Here is an 18,048-nt window from a genome sequence, read left to right as displayed (position 1 = left end):
GGGGCGGGAACAGCAATGGAGCATCGGCAGCTTGGGAACAGCGGCTTGCGCGTGTCGCAAATTTCGCTGGGATGCATGGCCTTCGGTCGCTGGATCGGAGAGAAGGAATCCGAAGCGGTAATGGATGAAGCGATCGAGGTGGGTGTTACGCTATTCGATACGGCGGATATTTACGGCAAAGGGATGGACAACGGCAACCCGCTTGATTCGGGGGAATCGGAGACGATTTTAGGCCGCATATTGAAGGGCCGCAGACCGCAGATCCTGCTCGCCACGAAGGTGAACGGCCGTACCGGCATAGGGGTTAATGATGCTGGACTGAGCCGGTTTCACATCTTTCGCGCCATTGAGGCAAGCCTTCGGCGGCTGCGGACGGATTATATCGATTTGTACCAAGTGCACCGCTTTGACCCGCATACCCCGCTTGAAGAGACATTGGGCGCCTTGCATGATTTGATCGCGCAGGGCAAGGTGCGCTATATCGGCTGCTCCAATTATGCCGCCTGGCAAATAGCCAAAGCGCATGGCATCAGCGCCGTGCATCGCTGGCATCGATTCATTTCTGTTCAGCCACCATACAGCTTGCTCAGCCGCGGTATCGAAGAGGAGCTACTTCCGTTCTGCGCCTCGGAAGGCGTCGGCGCAATCGTATACAGTCCGCTGGCCCGCGGCCTCCTGACCGGCAAATACCAACAGGGCCAGGAGGCTGCATCCGGAACGAGAGCGGCGGCGGGGGATCGTGCGCTCATGCGGCTGCTGGATGAGCCGGAGAATTTCCGTATTGTCGAAGAGCTGCAGGCCTATGCGGAACTGGAGAATATGAGCCTGCCGCAGCTGGCGCTCGCATGGGTTCTTGCCCGGAAGGGAGTCGCGGCTGCGATTGTGGGGGCATCCAGGCCGGAGCATATCCGGCAGGCTGTTCAGTATGCCGATACCAGGCTGTCAGGCGCGCAGCTTGATGCGATTGAGCGCATAGCTTCACGGGGGCAGGCGCCGGAGCGTTGACCGCAAGCTTCAGCTTGCGCCTGTCTTGTGGAAAGCCGCGAGAGCGGCGCTTGTCTGGGGCTTCCAGTTGATCCGGTCCTCGAAATGCTTGATGAACAAATAATCCAGACTGTGAAGCTCATTCTCGCGGTAGGTGACAAACACCTGGCTGAGCGGGAAAGGATTGTCTTCAATTTCCAGCTGGACCAGCTCCTTGTCGTTAATCTCCTGCAGCATATAAGCGCTGCCGGACAGAAACACGCCTGCATTGCGTTTGAGAAAATGCTTGATGAGCTGAAGGTTGTTTGTTTCCAGCTTCGCCTGATAAGTCAGATTAAACTGGTTCAGCGTCACATCGATCATGTTGCGGTACTGGGTTTCCTTCGGATAAGTCAGTATCGGCTCCTGCAGAATCTCCTCCAGCGTAACCGACTTGCGCTTGGCAAACCGGTGCTCCGGCGACACGAACAGCATCGCCTTCTCGCTCAGGACCGGACGGTACGTCAAGTTGCTGTCATTGCTTGTGTAACGGGTGATGCCCAGCTGAAAATGCTGGTTTTTCATTAGCCGGACCAGCTCGCTGGAGGCATAGGTGTACACCTTAATGGATACATGGGGATAATCCTTGCTGAAGGATTCCATCACATCGGGCAAAATGTAAGCGGCGAAGGAATTGTTGCAGCCAATGGACAGCTTGCCCTTCAATCCTTCGCCAACCCGTTCCACGGCTTCCTGTCCTTCCTTCAACGTCCCCAGAATACGCCGCGCGTAAGGCAGGAATGCCTTGCCTTCCTCTGTCAGCCTGACCTTGCCTTTGCCGCGAATGAGCAGCGACTTGCCCAGCTCCTTCTCCAACTGGTTGATCCGGTGGGAAACAGTCGGTTGAGGCAGATACAACAATTCCGCTGCCTTCTTGTAGCTTCCGCTTTGATAGACTGTCAGAAACGTTGAGATTTGCTCCAAGTTCATGATCCCGGATTCCTCCTGTATTTTATTGTTAGTATTCTTAACGCAAGTCTAACAAAATTACAACATATAAACAATGGAATTCACTGTATAATAGTCAGAAAATTCGTTTATGTATCCGCTATCATTCGTTTTATGAATAAAACCATTCAAAACCGATTATTTACCCCTCCAATAATCAACTGTATGATGAGGTCATCACAAGAACGAATAAGAGAGAAGTTAGTTTCGAGTTAGATTTTATAACGCAAAATGTTTGATGAGGATAGCCGTAAAATTAAGAGGAGGAGTAGGAATGAATTCAAAAGGGTGGGAAAAGTATTTTTCGGAGCGTGACAAGCAGCACAATCGACTGACAGGCAAGAAGGAACCGGCTGGCTTCGGGGAGAAACCGGCGCTGCTGCTGATCGACATTTATTACAGCGTGCTGGGAACGAAGAGAGAACCGATCTTTGAATCGATGAGCTCCTGGCCGGGCAGCACAGGGCTGGAAGGCTGGGCCGCCGTGGACAAAACCGCGGAGCTTGTAGCTGTAGCCCGGGAGGCCGGAATACCGGTCATCCATGTGAAAGGGATGCAGAGCGGCATCACCCCGTGGATTCACCGCAAATCCCGTCCATCGGCCCAAACGGAGGAGCAGCGCAGCATAGGATTCGAGATTGTGGACGAGGTAAAGCCGGCCAGCGGCGAGCTGGTCATTGAGAAAACGGCTCCGAGCGCATTTCAGGGCACGCCTCTCCTGTTTCAGTTAATCAGCCTCGGCATCGATACGGTCATCTGCTGCGGCGAAACGACCAGCGGCTGCGTCAGAGCTTCCGTCGTGGATGGCGCCACGCACCGGTTCCGGATGGGTGTCGTTGAGGAGTGTGTGTTCGACCGGACGGAAGCCTCCCACTGGATGAATCTGTACGACCTGAATCAGAAATATGCCGATGTCGTGATGCTGGATTCCGTCAAAGACTACTTCCGCAAGGTGGGCGCCAAGGTAACGGTTTAGGTGCCAAATGATGACCACTATTAATCAAAGCCAAGTGCAGAGCGTAAAACGAAAATCAAATTTCAGGAGGTCATGGACATGTATGGATGGGAAACGTATTTAAGCGAGCGGGACAAGGAACACGACAAGCTATGGGGCAAGAAGGAGTTGTATGGCTTCGGAAGCAAGCCCGCTCTGGTTTTGATCGATATTTACTACAGTGTATTGGGCCTCACGCGGGAGCCGATCTTCGAATCCATGCAGATGTGGCCAAGCAGTACGGGGCTGGAAGGCTGGGAGGCGGTCGATAAAACGGCTGAGCTGCTGGCGGTAGCCCGCGAGAATGGCATTCCGGTCATTCATGTCAAAGGACTGCATAGCGGAGTGAACCACTGGGGCAGGAGAAGACGCAAGCAGGTGGAGATGTCGCCGGAAATGCGGCATCGGGGCACGCAAATCGTCGACGAGGTGAAGCCTCTGGATAATGAGCTTGTGATCGAAAAAGCTGCGCCGAGCGCATTCCACGGCACGCCGCTAACCTTTCAGCTGGTCAGCCTCGGCATCGATACGGTTATTGTGGCAGGGGAAACCACGAGCGGCTGTGTCCGCGCATCTGTCGTAGATGGAGCTACCCAGCGGTTCCGGATGGGCGTCGTCTCGGAATGCGTTTTCGACCGGACAGAGTCTTCCCATTATATGAACCTGTACGATATGCATAACAAATATGCCGATGTCGTGTTCCTGGAAGATGCCAAGGCGTATTTTAACGGCATCGGAGCGGCCAATAAACAGAAAATCCACGCGTAGCGTAAAAAAGGATAACGCTGCTGCCGGTAAATGTATGATCACAGGGGGAGAAACCATATGAAAAAACAATGGAAGCTGAATCTAGGCATTTGGATCGCTTTTGTACTTCTGTTATCTGCTTGCTCCAACAGCGCAGATCCATCTGCGGACAATGCGCCGCCCGCCGATGCCTCCGCCTCCGGGGATGAAGCAAGCGGGAATGCCGATACCGCCACGGCCGCAGCCGGTGAGCCCAAGGTGCTCAAGGTCCGGTTCTACGATGATCCCGCGGGATTTGATCCGGCCAATATTTTCCGCATCGAGAACGAGAACATCGCCTTTAATATTTTCAGCGGACTCACCAGCTACGCCTCCGATACGGGGGAAATCATACCGGATCTCGCGGAATCTTGGGAGACCGAAGGCAACAAAGTCTGGACCTTCAAGCTGCGGCAGGGTGTCCAGTGGCAGAAGGGCTATGGGGAGTTCACCTCCGCCGACGTGCTGTATTCGTACAACCGGATTCTCGATCCGGCCACCGCTTCGCCATACGCTGCCGAGTTCAATAACGTGGACAGCATCGAAGCGCCTGATAAATACACCGTGGTGATCAAGCTCAAAACGCCGGACGGCAACTTCCTGCATCAGGTGGCGAACTATCATCAGGGACAGATCGTGAAGAAGGAAGCCATTGAGAAATTCGGAGATCAGGTCAAATGGAATCCGGTCGGAACCGGGCCGTTCGAAGTGGAGAAAATCGATCCGAGCTCGGAAATCATTCTCGTCCGGCATGAAGCATATTATCAGGGCCCGGCGCCGATTCAGAAGATTATCTTCAGCATCATCAAGGATGAAGCGACAGCCAACATCGCGCTTCAGAACGGCGAGATCGATGTCATTATGCGCGCCAACCGCGAGGAAAATCTGGATATCCTGGAGAAAGCCGGCTTCAAACTGAATCATGTGGACAATTATGCGGTTTCATTAAAGGTCTTCAATCTGGACAATCCGATTCTGGCCAATCTGAAGGTCCGTCAGGCCTGGGCCTATGCTGTGGACTTCGATGCCATCTCTGAAGGCGTATCCCCCCGGCTGCAGAAGGGAGCCAAGAGCATCCTGCTGGACTGGATGGAGGGCTACAGCGAGAACGCGACGCAGTACAGCTATGACCCGGAGAAGGCCAAGCAGCTGCTGGCGGAAGCCGGTTACCCGGACGGCTTTACGATCAAGCAGGACGGCACTTCGGCGACAGGGGTTACCGAGCAGATGCAGCTGGAGCAGGAATACCTCAAAGCCGTCGGCATCAATCTGGAATTTGATCTGGTCGACACGCCGACCTACAACGAGAAGCGCAACAGCGGGGATTTCGATGTATCCGGACGGCTGCTGCCTGCGGTGAACCCGGACACGATTTTGTTCAGCTACCTGCATCCCGACAATATTGCTCCGAAGGGGCTGAACGGCGCCCGTTACAACAATCCCGAGCTGACGCAGAAGCTTGAAGCTGCCCGTGCCGAGACGGATTCGGCGAAACGGTTGAAGCTGTATGAAGAGGTGCAGCAGATTGTCATGAACGACCTGCCCTACCTGCCGACATACGCGAGCAACGTCTATTGGCCGAGCAAGGCGAACATTGAGGGCATTGTCATCAACAAGCTGGCGCAGGTCAATTTCTACGGCGTTGATATCAAATAACGGGCAACTCCATTTTTGATAAAGCACGATAGTGGAGGTGAAACGCGATGCTGAGCTATACGATGAAACGGATTTTGCAGCTGGTTGTCACCATGTTTGGCGTCGTTACGCTTGTATTCTTCGCCATCCGCATGATCCCTGGCGATCCTGCGGCGGCGATGGCCGGCGATAATCTGTCCGGCGCCGCGCTTGAAGAATTCCGCCAGAGGCTGGGGCTTGACGCCCCCCTCTGGCAGCAGTATACGGATTATCTCCTCAGTGTGGTCCGCTTCGACTTTGGCAGCACGATTACCACATCGCTGCCGATTGCGGGTCTCATGTTCAAGGCGCTGCCGATTACGCTTATGGTTGCGGGACTGACGGTACTGCTTGCGGTGGTGCTGGCCATACCGCTTGGAACGCTGGCTGCATTTCTGGCGAACAAAGGCAGGAAAACGCTCGATAACGCCATCACCTGGACGGCGATGATCGTCGATCTGATGCCGGCCTTCTGGACGGCTCTTCTCCTGATGCTGTTCCTGTCTCTTAATCTGGGGCTGCTTCCGGCAAGCGGAGCGGTTTCCTTCGACGATCCGGCGCTTATGCTGAGGCGCATTGCGCTGCCTGTAATCGTGCTGGCCATCTCCCAGGTCGCGACGCTTGCGCGCATCACGCGGACAGCTGTGCTTGAAGTGCTGAACGAGGACTATGTGCGCACCGCGCGGTCGCTTGGAATGTCCGAGATCGTGGTCGTGTTCCGCCATGCGCTCAAGAACGCCATGCTCCCGATCATTACCGTCGTCGGACTGAGCTTCGGCAATCTGCTTAACGGCACCGTCATCGTTGAATTTATTTTCTCTATTCCGGGCATCGGCACACTGCTGGTTTACGGCATCAACAGCCGCGATTACCCGCTTGTGCAAAATGTCATTTTATTCTACGCGTTCGTCTTTGTCGCCATTAATTTCATTACGGATATGGTCTACAAAAAGGTTGATCCGCGCGTCCAGTTCTAAAGCTCGGTTGCTTGCGGTGCATCGAAAGCACAAAGCATGGGCGACCGAATCTGAATATGAAGTATCGCAAAAACCTTAGGAGTGATGAAACGTGGAACAAGATGCTGTAGTCAGTGCGGCCCGGCAGCCGGTTGCAGCGGCACCGCCGCGAACCCGGATCCAGCTCCCTTATTTGCGCTTTCTCTATGTCAACAAAAATGCCAAATGGGCGATGATCATCCTGCTGCCCATTCTGCTGTTGACCTTTCTGGCGCCGGTGCTTCCGCTGCCTGCGCCGCTTGTGAGCAATATCCGGGTAAGCCTGAACCCTCCATCGCTGGATCACCCATTCGGCACCGACAAGCTGGGCCGCGATGTCCTCAGCCGTACGCTGTCCGGCATTCAGGTGTCGCTGCTCGTGGGCTTCACGGTCGCGCTGATCGCCCTGGTGTTCGGCATTGTGCTTGGCACAATATCCGGATTTTTCGGAAAAGCTGCCGATCGCATCATTATGGGTGTCGTCGATATTTTCCTGGCGTTCCCGTCGCTGCTGCTCGCTATCGGCCTGGTTGCGATACTTGGCGCGGGAACGGTGCCGGTCATCTGTGCGATTGCGCTGGCCGACGTGCCGCGCTTTATCCGGCTGCAGCGGTCGCTCGTGCTGAGTCTGAAATCCCGGACCTTCATCGACGCCGCCCGAACGGTGCAGGCTCCCCAGCTGTGGCTGATGGCCAAGCATATTGTGCCCAACACCATCGCTCCGCTGCTCGTCGCCGCCAGTATTGCCGCCGCCAACGCCATTCTGATCGAAGCGAGCCTGAGCTTCCTGGGTCTGGGTATTCTGCCCCCCGAGCCGTCGCTGGGCAACATAATCAAGGATGGCCAGATGTATCTGCAGCAGGCATGGTGGATTTCCACGCTGCCTGGAGTCGTTATTCTCCTCATCGCCATTTCCCTTCACTTCCTGTCCGACGGCATTCGCGAAGCGCTTGATCCAAGAGCCCGCAAGTAGCTGTTTACATTCGGTATGCTGCGATGACTTCAACCATGTAAAAGGAGCTGACAGCCATGAATAACGGGGCAGCAGCGGGTACGCTAAACCGCCCAAGCGACATTACGGCTTCACCTTCTCAGCCCTTGCTGCAGGTCCGCGACCTGCACACCCATTTCTTCACCAACTCCGGCGTCGTGAAAGCCGTCAACGGCGTCAGCTTCGAGCTTCAGCGCGGAGAACGGCTGGCGATCGTAGGCGAAAGCGGCTCCGGCAAAAGCGCAATGGCCATGTCGCTCATTCAACTCATTTCCTATCCCGGCAAGCTTGTGTCCGGCAGCGTGCAGCTGGATGGCAGGGAGCTCGTCGGCTTAGGCGAGCCGGAGCTCAACAAGCTTAGAGGCAGCGCCATCGGAACCGTATTCCAGGACCCGATGTCCTCGCTGGACCCTGTCATGCGCATTGAAGACCAGATGATGATGCCTATCCGCATGCATCTGAAGCTTGGACCCAAAGAAGCGCGCAGCCATGCGGTGGATCTTCTGAGCCGGGTGGGAATCCCCGATGCGGCCAAACGGATTTCCTCCTATCCGTTTGAAATGAGCGGCGGCATGCGGCAGCGGATCATGATTGCGATGGCGCTCTCCTGCAATCCGAAGCTGATATTGGCCGATGAGCCGACAACAGCGCTGGACGTGACGATCCAGGCGCAAATCGTCGAGCTGCTGAAGACGCTGACGGAAACGACCGGCAGCGCGATGATGTTTATAACGCATGATCTTGGACTTGTCGCCCGGTTTGCCCAGAAGGTCGCAGTCATGTATGCGGGCAAAATCGTCGAATTCGGCACGGTCGGCGAAATCTTCGGCTCGCCCAGGCATCCGTATACCCAAAGCCTGCTGATGACCATTCCGAGCATCAGCGGCGAGAAGCGGAGGCGGCTTCTCCAAATCCAGGGCTTTCCGCCGGATATGAAGCTTCCCGTCAAGGGCTGCTCCTACAAGGAGCGCTGCCCTGCCGCATCGGAGCGCTGTTACCTGGATGCGCCGGAATTAATGCCCCGTCAGGGCCAGCAGGCAGCAGCCTGCTGGCTGGAGGAAGGGCTTATGACCGAAGGATACGAGAGCATCACCGCCATGCTCAGCAGGGGGGAGAAGCCTGCGCCTGCCGATAAGGCGGCTGCACCGACGGCAGCGGCTGCTGCAGATTCCGGATCCATGAATGCTGTCATTCGCGGCGAAGCGGAACCCGGCAGCGGAGCTATGACCTTCGAAGCAGCCCCAGGCGATACAGCTTCTGCAGCTGCTTCCGATGTTGTGCTGGAAATTACCGATTTGCATAAGCATTTCACCAAAACCTCGATGCTGCCGTGGAAGAAGGATTCGGAAATCCGGGCCGTCAACGGCATCAGCTTCAAGCTGCAGCGCGGCGAGACCATCGGGATCGTGGGGGAAAGCGGCTGCGGCAAAAGCACGACCGCCCGCATGCTGCTGCAGCTGGATGAACCGACAAGCGGCCGGATCGACAGGAACGGCAGTATCCAGATCGTGTTTCAGGATCCGTATTCTTCCTTCAATCCGAAGATGAAAATCGCGGATATTATTGCCGAACCGCTGCATGTCCGCAAGATCGGCACACGCGAGGAGCGGAAGCAGCGGGTAAGGGAGCTGATTCTGAAGGTAGGGCTGGACCCGTCTTATCTCGACAGATATCCGAGCCAGCTGAGCGGCGGGCAGCGCCAGCGTGTCGGCGTCGCCAGGGCGCTCTCTCTGAACCCTTCCGTCGTGGTGGCCGATGAACCGACCTCGGCGCTCGACGTGTCCGTGCGCGCACAGATCATCAACCTGCTGTGCGATTTGAAGGAAGAGCTGGGCCTGAGCTTCGTATTTATTTCACATGATCTGTCCACCGTCCGCTATATTTCCGATACGATTGCGGTGATGTATCTGGGCGAGATTGTGGAATACGGCCCGGCGGAGGAGATATTCGTCAGCCCGGCGCATCCGTATACGCAGGCGCTGCTTGCCGCCGTGCCGGTTCCCGATCCGGAAATTGAAGGAGCCAGAAGCATCGAGCTGCTCAAAGGGGAGCTGCCAAGTCCCGCCAATCCGCCGTCCGGATGCGCCTTCAGCTCCCGGTGTCCGCATGCGACCGATGTGTGCACCTCGGCCAAGCCGAAGCTGAAAGGGCATATGCAGCGCCGGGAGGTCGCCTGCCATGCTGTCTCCTGAGTTTTACCGGAAATTCGGCATCTATGGCGGGGGACTCTTCTTCACGATTACGGGAATGGCGCAGCCGTTCTTTACGCTTTATGCGCAGGAAATTGGCGCCTCGACCGCAGCGATCGGCTTCATGGTGACGCTGCGGTCGCTGCTTCCCATCTTCATCGCTATGCCGATCGGCCAGCTCATCGATTCCATCGGTCCCATCCGGATGCTCAAATACGGCAGCGTGCTGCTCATTCTATCGCTATTCATCAATACGATGGCTACGGGCTTGTGGATGCTGAGCCTGTCGCAGATTTTCATGGGCGCATGCGTCATCATCATGGCTTCCTCCTTTCAGGTGCTGGTATCGGAGGGGGAGAAAACAGAGCGGAACGAGAGCATCAAGAAATACTCCATGTGGATGTCGGGCGGCGGGATGCTGGGACCGCTTATCGGCGGCGGACTGACTTCCCTCTTCGCCAATGCCCTGTTCGGCTACAAGTTTTCCTTCGGGGTGGCCTGCGCCGCCTCTCTTCTCTTCTTCATTGTGCTGATGGTCACAGCCAGAGGTTACCGGAACACGTCCTATGACGGAGCTGCGCATCCCAAAGAGCTGCTCAAGATAAAAGGCATCGCTGACAGCTATGCGAGCGGCTTCCATTTGACCAAAATCCGCTCCGTCCAGTTCGGACTGATCGGAACGTTCCTCATTATGTACATTCAGTCGCTGTATATGAGTTTTATGCCGATTTATCTGAATGAGCTGGGCTACACGACCCTGCTGATTTCTATCATTATTTCAATCAATGGACTGGCTGGCATGCTGTCGCGCTACGGTCTCGGCTGGCTGATGGCCAGGACGCATATGGAGCGGATTCTGCTGATCGCCGGTCTGACCGCTGCTGTATGTGTCGTGTTTACGCCGATTGCCGGTTTTCATATCGCGGGAGTGATTATATTAGTTCTCGTAATGGGCGGTGCGGTAGGCATCAATCTGCCTGTCAGCATTATGATTGTGGTTAACGATACGAAGGATTCCGACCGCGGAAAAATCATGGGGCTGCGGCTGATCATGAACCGCTTCTCGCAAATTCTAAGTCCCGCGATGTTCGGGGTGCTCGGCCAGTGGTTCGGCTTGACGATCGCCTTCTACGCCGGCGGGGGCTTCCTGGTTGCGACAATGCTCGGCTTCTCCGCCTATACCTCGATGAAATGGAAGCTGCGGACGCGCGGCTCTGATAATAAAGGGACGGCAATCGGCAAGGAGCGCGCGAACGGCCACGCGCCGCCCGCGGAGGAGGTCAAACCGGTTGGCATGTAAAGACGGTCCCGTCGAAATTGAGCGGATATACCCGTCCTGATGCTTTAACGCTGCAACGCTTTAAATAAACGCCCGGAAAGCAGCCCCCTGACAGGCTTCGCTTCCGGGCGTTTTAGCGTAATCCAGAAGTCCGGTGATGAACAGGCGCAGCCGGATTTTTTTCACTGGACTGTTAGCGGACGGCAGAAGAGGCATAGAACCAATTCCAGATCATATTCATCGTCTTCGCGAGATTCGATACGGCGCCTCTCCCCGCTCTGGGGGAGAAATAGTTCGGCGATTGTCCTTCCATATCCAGCATGGCGACATTGTCTGGCGCGTAATAGCGGCGCCCCTTCTCCTGCGAGTTATACAGCAGGCCGGGGTATCGGTGCGAGGCGAAGCGGTACTTGGCATGGGACCAGCTCCCCTGCCAGGCCAGGGGATCGCCTTCCAGCCACGCTCCCTTCTTGACGATGTAGCCGACTCTCCCCTGAAAATGTCTGCCGATCGGCACCTTTGGCGATCCCACCTGGGCAATGAAGCGGATATCGCAGCCATCCTGCTCCAGCAGCTCGGCGGCATGATAGGCCGCGGCTCCTCCGATGCCGTAGCCGATAAGCAGAATGGGATCGCGTGCGCCAAGCGTCCGCACAAGCGTTCTGACCTGCTGTCCCCCGGCAGATTGCTGCACCTGCTCGGGATAGAGCCGGACATCCCGGCGCGCCGACCGGATCTGCTTCATGGTGCTGTTATGCTCGCCTCCATACGGAAACAGAATGCGAATGGTCACATTCAGATTTTCCTGCCCGAATCGGTTGCGCAGCGCATCCGCGAGCGGCCGGAACACCGGCTCCGCCGTACGAATGCCCGCCACCAGATAGATATTCACCCGTTTGAGCTCAGTCAATTCAGCCATCTGTACGACTCCCTTCCGCCAACGCCTATCTGTTCTATGTCCTTTCGACAATGCGGCAAGCGTATCCTGCAAGGAATATCCCCCGTTTATCCATGGCGGGCCGCGGCGGGGATTGCTCTGGCGTTCGCGTGTCTATTTCGCACTGCGAACTAGCTGCCAGCGCGCGGTGCGGCGTTGCAAGATGGCGGTTGAAACATGCCGGACAGGCATGGCCGCTTCTTGCCATCCCCTCCGGAGAGCGGTATAAATAAGCTAGCACAAATATTTTCTGTTTATTGCCGGGACGGAATTGTTTACAATGAAGCCAAGTACGAATAAGCGGGAGGAATAATAATGAGCTCAAATCAGGTTAAGCCAGCCATCGGTTTTATCGGGATCGGCGTGATGGGGAAAAGCATTGTACGCAATTTAATGAAAGCCGGGTATTCGCTGCATGTGTACAGCCGGACCAAGTCCAAGGCGGAGGACATCCTGGAGGAAGGCGCCCGTTGGCATGATAATCCGGCGGAATTGGCGCAGCATTCCGATGTGGTGATGACGATGCTGGGCTACCCGCATGATGTCGAAGAAGTTTACTACGGCGAACAAGGGCTGCTGAAGCACGCCAAGCCGGGCACGGTGCTGGTGGACTTGACCACCTCAAGTCCGGAGCTGGCCAAGCGGCTGGAGGAATCTGCCCGCGGGCAGGAGTGCTTCAGTCTGGATGCCCCCGTATCGGGCGGAGATATCGGCGCGCGTGAAGCCCGGCTGTCCATTATGGTCGGCGGGGAAGAAGAGGTATTCCAGCGCATCAGCCCTATTTTCGAAGCGATCGGCACGAATATTGTGTATCAGGGACCGGCGGGCTCGGGACAGCATACGAAGATGTGCAACCAGATCGCCATTGCCTCCAACATGCTCGGGGTGACCGAGGCCATCCGTTATGCGGAGAAGGCGGGGCTTGATCCCGATACCGTTCTGAAAAGCATCGGAAGCGGAGCGGCAGGCAGCTGGTCGCTCAGCAATTTGGCGCCGCGGATGATTAAGGGAGACTTCGATCCGGGCTTTTATGTGAAGCATTTTATCAAGGATATGGGGATCGCCCTGGAATCGGCGGAAGCGATGGGATTGCAGGCGCATGGCCTCAGCCTTGCCAAGTCGCTGTATGAGCGGCTGGCCGCATCCGGCGAGGAGAACAGCGGGACGCAGGCACTCTATAAATTATATGAATAGTTCAGGGGGCGAAAGAAAATGAGAGCGGAGCTGCTTTACGGCAAAAGCGGATTGAGCATCGAGGTCCCGGACCATGCGGTCATTATTGAGCCGGCGGCCCAGGCTGGACTTGCCGATGAGAAGGGAGCCGTGACGGAGGCGCTGCGCAGACCGGAAGGTCTGCCTCCGCTCCGGGAGCTGGTCCGGCCAACTGACCGGATTGCCATCGTAATCAGCGACATCACAAGACCTACCCCCAATGAGAAGCTGATTCCCTGGATACTGGAGGAGCTGTCTTTTGTACCGGAGGCGCAGTTCGTCATTATCAACGGAACGGGAACCCACCGGGACCAGACCCGCGAGGAGTTTGTCCGGATGCTGGGGGAGGATGTGGTGAACCGGATTCGGATCATCAATCATCACTGCCATGAGAAGGAGGAGCTGACCCATGTCGGTACGAGCTCCTTCGGCTGTGAGGTATGGCTGAACAAGGAATATGTGGAGGCTGATTTCCGAATTGTAACCGGTTTCATAGAGCCGCACTTCTTTGCCGGATTTTCCGGAGGGCCCAAGGGCATTATGCCGGGAATAGCCGGTATCGAAACGATAATGACCTTTCATAACGCGAGAATGATCGGCGATCCCCGGTCGACATGGGGCAATATGGTCCAAAATCCGCTGCAGGAAATGACGTCGGAGGTAAACCGGATGTGCCCGCCGCATTTTATGCTGAATGTTACGTTGAACAAGGAGAAGGCGATTACCGCGGTGTTCGCCGGCGAGCTGTTCGCTGCCCACGCAATAGGCTGCGCCTATGTGACGGAGCACACGATGGTGCCGGTCAAGGAGCGCTTCGACGTGGTCATCACCTCCAATTCCGGCTATCCGCTCGATCAGAATTTATACCAGGCGGTCAAGGGGATGAGCGCCGCCCACAAAATCGTCAAGCAGGGGGGAACCATCATCTGTGCGGCGGAATGCTCCGACGGGATTCCGTCTCATGGGAACTACGCCGATATCCTGCGGATGCGTCCAACGCCCCGGGAGATCCTGGACATGATTAATGATCCCAAGTTCCGTCTGTTCGATCAATGGCAGGTGCAGAAGCAGGCGGTCATTCAAGTCTGGGCCGATATTATAGTATACTCGACACTGTCTGAAGAGGATGTGCGGGCTGCCATGATGACCCCGACGGACAGCGTGGATGCCGCCTTGCAGGGCTTGACGGCTAAATACGGCCAGGAGATGACGGTGGCCGTGATGCCGCAGGGGCCGCTGACCATTCCTTTCGTGCAGGGAGAGCAGGCCTGATAGGCAAACGCCTTAAATCGCCATCCTGAGTTCACAAAAACAAGAAACATGGAAGCGTAAAATCGTTTATGATTAAAGGAACTCACTTCAGCGCATTCAAGCTGTCAACTTGAATGCGCTGTCATTATTGGAAGGGAGAAAGCGGGCTGGTGCTTAAGCATTCAAGAATATTTCGCAGATTTCTGATTTCTTATATTGTCATTCTGATTATTCCAAGTGCGGCCGGCTATATGTCCTATCGCACTTCCATCAATGTTACGCAGTCGATATCCATCGATAACAGCGTCATGCAGCTTCAGAAGAGCAAGGAGATTCTGGAGCGCAGAATGGCTGAGGTCGAGGGCTATACGAGACAGCTGGCTTTGAACCAGGACTTGAACGTCTTGATGAATGAGGATATGAAAGGCGACAAGACGAATGTATACGGGGTATGGAAGGTCATGCGGGATGTGATGGCGGTCAGCCAGACCAATGATTTCCTGCAGCATTTTTTCATTTATCTGAAAAACTACAATGCGATCCTGACGCTGGGTTCGTCCTATTTTCGGCCGGAATACTACTATGAGACCTCTCATTATACCGATATGTCTCTGGAGGAATGGAAGAAGACGGTGCTCGGGGAAACGCATCGAAGTCAGATCATGCCGCTTCGCTCCTATATGGATAACGGCGCGCAGACCTCCGTCATCTCCTATATGCAATCGCTGCCACTGGATAGCTTCAGCGATTCTTCGCCGGCGACCGTGGTGATTACCATTGACCAGAAGCTGATCAACAGCCTGCTGTCAGGCGTGACTGAGCGTTATAACGGCTGGGCTCATATCAGCGATGCGGATGGACAGACGATCAGCATACAAGGGATCAAGGAGCAGGAAATCGACACTTTAGCGGCGGATCCCAAGTTCGATGAATCCAAGGTCAATCAATTCTATAATGACGATCTGGTCATCACGATCCGTTCCAAAACAAACGGCTGGGTCTATCAGGCGGGAATCCCCCGTCATGTTCTGATGGAGAATGCCAACAAGATCAAGCTTATTACCTGGTGGGTCACCGGCATTGCGCTGGTGCTCGGGCTGCTGGTCGGGCTGCTGCTCTCTTACCGCAACAGCGCGCCGATCAACCGGCTGCTGGGGATCATGAAGGAGAATTTCGGCAAGGATGAAGTTCCGGCCGGCCGCAATGAATATGATTTTCTGCAGGGAAATATATCCAATATGCTGATCAATAACAAGCGTCTGGAGACCGAGCTGAGCCGCCAGATGCCCCTGGTCAGGGACGCTTTTCTCAAACGGCTGATCGCCGGCGAATTCCAATCGCGGGAGGAAATTATCGCTGCGGCCGGTCAGGCAGACACCGGTCTGAGCATGAACAGCGGCTATGCCGGCATTCTGCAGATTCACGGCTACTCCGGCATGGACAGCGTGGAAATCCTGAACGAGCTCAGCGCCGCCAGGCTGCTGCTCAAGCAGGCTCTGCAAGACAGCGGCAGCGATATCCAGATGACGGATCTGGGCTCCGACCGCATGGTGCTTGTTTTCACATCGGGGGAAGAGGAGCCGGGCGAAGAGAGCCGCAGAGCCAAGATCCAGCACCTTTTGGAACAGCTTGCTGACTTCGTGCTTCAGGAATACCGCATTACCGTAACCGTCGCCCTGGGCGATAGCTTTCCTTCCGTCATGGAGGCCAGCCATTCCTTCGAGCAGGCCAAGCAGGCGCTGGAGTATGCGGCCTATATGAACCGGAAAGGGATTTTGTGGTTCAGCGATACCCGGATGGAGAGTGCGACCTATTATTATCCGCTGGATATTGAGCTGCGCCTTATCAGCACGATCAGCAGCGGGGATATCGAGGAAGCCAGGCGGATTGTCGCCTCTGTCATCTCGCAGAATGTGGAGAACAGGGAGCTTTCCATCGATATGAAGCAGCAGCTGATCGAGGAATTGAAGGGAACGCTGCTTAAGCTGCTGGATCAGAAGTCCTTCATGGAGTCCGAGGTGTTCGAGAATGTCAAGAATCGGATTATCGGCATTCAGGCCAAGGAAGCGATCGAGCCGGTTACACGCGAGATCGATGGCATTATGGAAGCCCTGTGCGGGGTTATCACAAGCAAGAGGAATGATGTCCACACCAGAACCATCGAGCAGATTACGCTGTACATTGCCAAGACGTACATGGACCCGGATCTGAATCTCTACCGCATTGCCGAGAAGGTGGAGCGTCCCGAGAAATATATCTCCCAGCTGTTCAAGGATGTGACGGGAACGAATTTATCGGATCATCTGGAGAAGGTGCGGATGGATCATGCTGCCGTATTATTAAAGAAGAACGATTACACCGTCGACGATATCGCTTCCCGTGTCGGCTATAACAGCTCGCATTCCTTCCGCAGAGCGTTCAAACGGGTCATGGGAGTCTCCCCAAGCTCGTACAGACAATCTGCCGGTGAATGAAAATCCCGACTGCCTCGTGCAGCCGGGATTTTTTTCTAACGATTGCGCAGACGAATACATCCTCCTGACGCTGCTGCTCCCTTGAATGCCCGGTACCTCCCAAATCCCGCTTCGCGAAAAGGCGCAGATGCCCTTTCTCCTTGATATACAAGGGATTAGAGGACGCTGCTGCGGACAAATGGACCTCCGAAACAAGGAAATCTGTACGCAAAACGCCCCAGATGTACCTATTCATTGCCCGGAATAATCACATACAATCAGTGGTGTAGAAAGCGCTGTCACCTTTCATAAGGCATCGATACATTAGGGGGTATTGTTTTGGATACGGACACACTAACCAATCAAAGGACGCTTCCGCGAAGCGGCAGGGCAGGCTTCGCGGAAGCCGCGGGGAAGAGCCTGAAGAAGCATTGGCAGCTGTATATGATCGTGCTTCCGCCGGCTTTGTTCTTCCTTATATTCAAGTATTACCCGATGCTCAACGCGGTTCTTGCCTTCAAGGAATACAACGTAATGAAGGGCATATGGGGCAGCCCGTGGGTCGGATTCGACAATTTCAGACTGTTTTTTGATAATCCGATGTTCTGGACGCTGATCAAGAACACGATTCTCATCAGCGGCTATCAATTGCTCGCCGGATTCCCGATTCCCATTCTGCTGGCCCTGGGCCTGAACGAAATACGTGTCGGAAGGTTCAAGCGGCTTGTCCAGCTCGTTTCCTTCGCGCCTTATTTCATCTCTACGGTTGTCATGGTCTCCATCATTATGCTGTTTCTGGCTCCGCGACTGGGTTTTGTCAATATAGCGATGAATGCCATGGGCATGGATTCCATCAATTTCCTCGGCGAACCGGGAATGTTCCGCTCCATCTATGTGTGGTCCGATATCTGGCAGACAGCCGGTTACTCGGCCGTCATCTACCTGGCGGCGCTGGCCGGCATTGATCCCGTGCTGTACGAGGCGGCCAAGGTAGACGGAGCGACGCGTTTCCAGAAGATACTGAATGTGGATCTGCCCGGGATACTGCCCACGATCACGATTGTGCTCATTTTGAATGTGGGAAGCATTATGGCGATTGGTTTCGAGAAGATCTATCTGCTGCAGAATCCGCTTACTACATCCACTTCGGAAATTATTGCGACCTATGTGTATAAGGTCGGGCTGCTTAATGCGAACTACAGCTTTGCGACTGCGGTCGGCCTGTTCAACTCATTCATCAATCTTATTCTGCTGGTAGTCGTCAACGGGATTGCGAAACGGGTATCCAACAACAGTATCTGGTAAAAAGGGAGTGC

At 55.3% G+C, this 18,048-nt stretch carries 14 protein-coding genes; 12 read left to right on the top strand and 2 right to left on the bottom strand.

What is annotated here, in order from left to right; genetic code table 11:
• Nucleotides 1–15: 15 nt before the first annotated feature.
• The gene (locus ACFOLF_RS14035; RefSeq protein ID WP_210044733.1) at nucleotides 16–1,005 is read left to right on the top strand and encodes an aldo/keto reductase; all 990 of its coding nucleotides are present in this window, start codon (nucleotides 16–18) and stop codon (nucleotides 1,003–1,005) included.
• A gap of 9 nt (nucleotides 1,006–1,014) precedes the next feature.
• Here ACFOLF_RS14035 and ACFOLF_RS14030 read toward each other — a convergent pair whose 3' ends face one another.
• Nucleotides 1,015–1,953 (bottom strand): LysR family transcriptional regulator, encoded by a 939-nt coding sequence (locus ACFOLF_RS14030; RefSeq protein ID WP_210044732.1) that lies wholly within the window; start codon nucleotides 1,951–1,953, stop codon nucleotides 1,015–1,017.
• Nucleotides 1,954–2,245: 292 nt separating this feature from the next.
• On the opposite strand from ACFOLF_RS14030, the gene ACFOLF_RS14025 reads away from it, so the two are divergent.
• The 7 genes from ACFOLF_RS14025 to ACFOLF_RS13995 all read left to right on the top strand — a co-directional run bounded on the left by ACFOLF_RS14025 (nucleotide 2,246) and on the right by ACFOLF_RS13995 (nucleotide 10,900).
• Nucleotides 2,246–2,947, top strand: a complete 702-nt coding sequence (locus tag ACFOLF_RS14025; RefSeq protein ID WP_210044731.1) for an isochorismatase family protein — start codon at nucleotides 2,246–2,248, stop codon at nucleotides 2,945–2,947.
• A gap of 78 nt (nucleotides 2,948–3,025) precedes the next feature.
• Entirely contained in the window at nucleotides 3,026–3,733 is a 708-nt protein-coding gene (locus tag ACFOLF_RS14020) for an isochorismatase family protein (protein ID WP_210044730.1), read from the top strand.
• Nucleotides 3,734–3,790: 57 nt separating this feature from the next.
• On the top strand, nucleotides 3,791–5,407 hold the full coding sequence (locus ACFOLF_RS14015; RefSeq protein WP_210044729.1) for an ABC transporter substrate-binding protein: 1,617 nt from the start codon (nucleotides 3,791–3,793) through the stop codon (nucleotides 5,405–5,407).
• A 47-nt stretch (nucleotides 5,408–5,454) separates the two neighbouring features.
• Nucleotides 5,455–6,402, top strand: a complete 948-nt coding sequence (locus ACFOLF_RS14010; protein ID WP_210044728.1) for an ABC transporter permease — start codon at nucleotides 5,455–5,457, stop codon at nucleotides 6,400–6,402.
• Nucleotides 6,403–6,493: 91 nt separating this feature from the next.
• Nucleotides 6,494–7,393 carry an ABC transporter permease gene (locus ACFOLF_RS14005; protein WP_210044727.1) on the top strand — a complete coding sequence of 300 codons (900 nt, stop codon included), beginning with the start codon at nucleotides 6,494–6,496 and terminating at the stop codon, nucleotides 7,391–7,393.
• 56 nt (nucleotides 7,394–7,449) lie between these two features.
• Entirely contained in the window at nucleotides 7,450–9,603 is a 2,154-nt protein-coding gene (locus ACFOLF_RS14000) for a dipeptide ABC transporter ATP-binding protein (RefSeq protein WP_379114655.1), read from the top strand.
• Nucleotides 9,590–10,900, top strand: coding sequence for an MFS transporter (locus ACFOLF_RS13995; protein WP_210044726.1), 1,311 nt, complete (start codon nucleotides 9,590–9,592; stop codon nucleotides 10,898–10,900). Before ACFOLF_RS14000 ends, ACFOLF_RS13995 begins: the two co-directional genes overlap by 14 nt.
• 172 nt (nucleotides 10,901–11,072) lie before the next feature.
• Here the strand turns inward: ACFOLF_RS13995 and ACFOLF_RS13990 are convergent, their stop codons facing one another.
• Nucleotides 11,073–11,798 carry a hypothetical protein gene (locus ACFOLF_RS13990; protein ID WP_210044725.1) on the bottom strand — a complete coding sequence of 242 codons (726 nt, stop codon included), beginning with the start codon at nucleotides 11,796–11,798 and terminating at the stop codon, nucleotides 11,073–11,075.
• 333 nt (nucleotides 11,799–12,131) lie between these two features.
• On the opposite strand from ACFOLF_RS13990, the gene ACFOLF_RS13985 reads away from it, so the two are divergent.
• The 4 genes from ACFOLF_RS13985 (at nucleotide 12,132) to ACFOLF_RS13970 (ending at nucleotide 18,037) form a co-directional block, all read left to right on the top strand.
• Nucleotides 12,132–13,010, top strand: a complete 879-nt coding sequence (locus ACFOLF_RS13985; protein WP_210044724.1) for an NAD(P)-dependent oxidoreductase — start codon at nucleotides 12,132–12,134, stop codon at nucleotides 13,008–13,010.
• A gap of 18 nt (nucleotides 13,011–13,028) precedes the next feature.
• On the top strand, nucleotides 13,029–14,300 hold the full coding sequence (gene larA / locus ACFOLF_RS13980) for a nickel-dependent lactate racemase (protein WP_210044723.1): 1,272 nt from the start codon (nucleotides 13,029–13,031) through the stop codon (nucleotides 14,298–14,300).
• Between the two features lie 149 nt (nucleotides 14,301–14,449).
• A complete protein-coding gene (locus ACFOLF_RS13975) occupies nucleotides 14,450–16,753 on the top strand; it encodes a helix-turn-helix domain-containing protein (protein WP_210044722.1) in 2,304 nt (767 codons plus the stop codon).
• Between the two features lie 423 nt (nucleotides 16,754–17,176).
• On the top strand, nucleotides 17,177–18,037 hold the full coding sequence (locus ACFOLF_RS13970; RefSeq protein ID WP_210044781.1) for an ABC transporter permease: 861 nt from the start codon (nucleotides 17,177–17,179) through the stop codon (nucleotides 18,035–18,037).
• The last annotated feature ends 11 nt before the right edge of the window (nucleotides 18,038–18,048 follow it).

It is taken from the genome of Paenibacillus sepulcri (genome assembly GCF_042647105.1).
Lineage (GTDB): Bacteria > Bacillota > Bacilli > Paenibacillales > Paenibacillaceae > Paenibacillus_Z > Paenibacillus_Z sepulcri.
The sequence above is the reverse complement of the archived record's forward strand: the minus strand, read 5'-3'. Positions and strand labels throughout refer to the sequence as shown.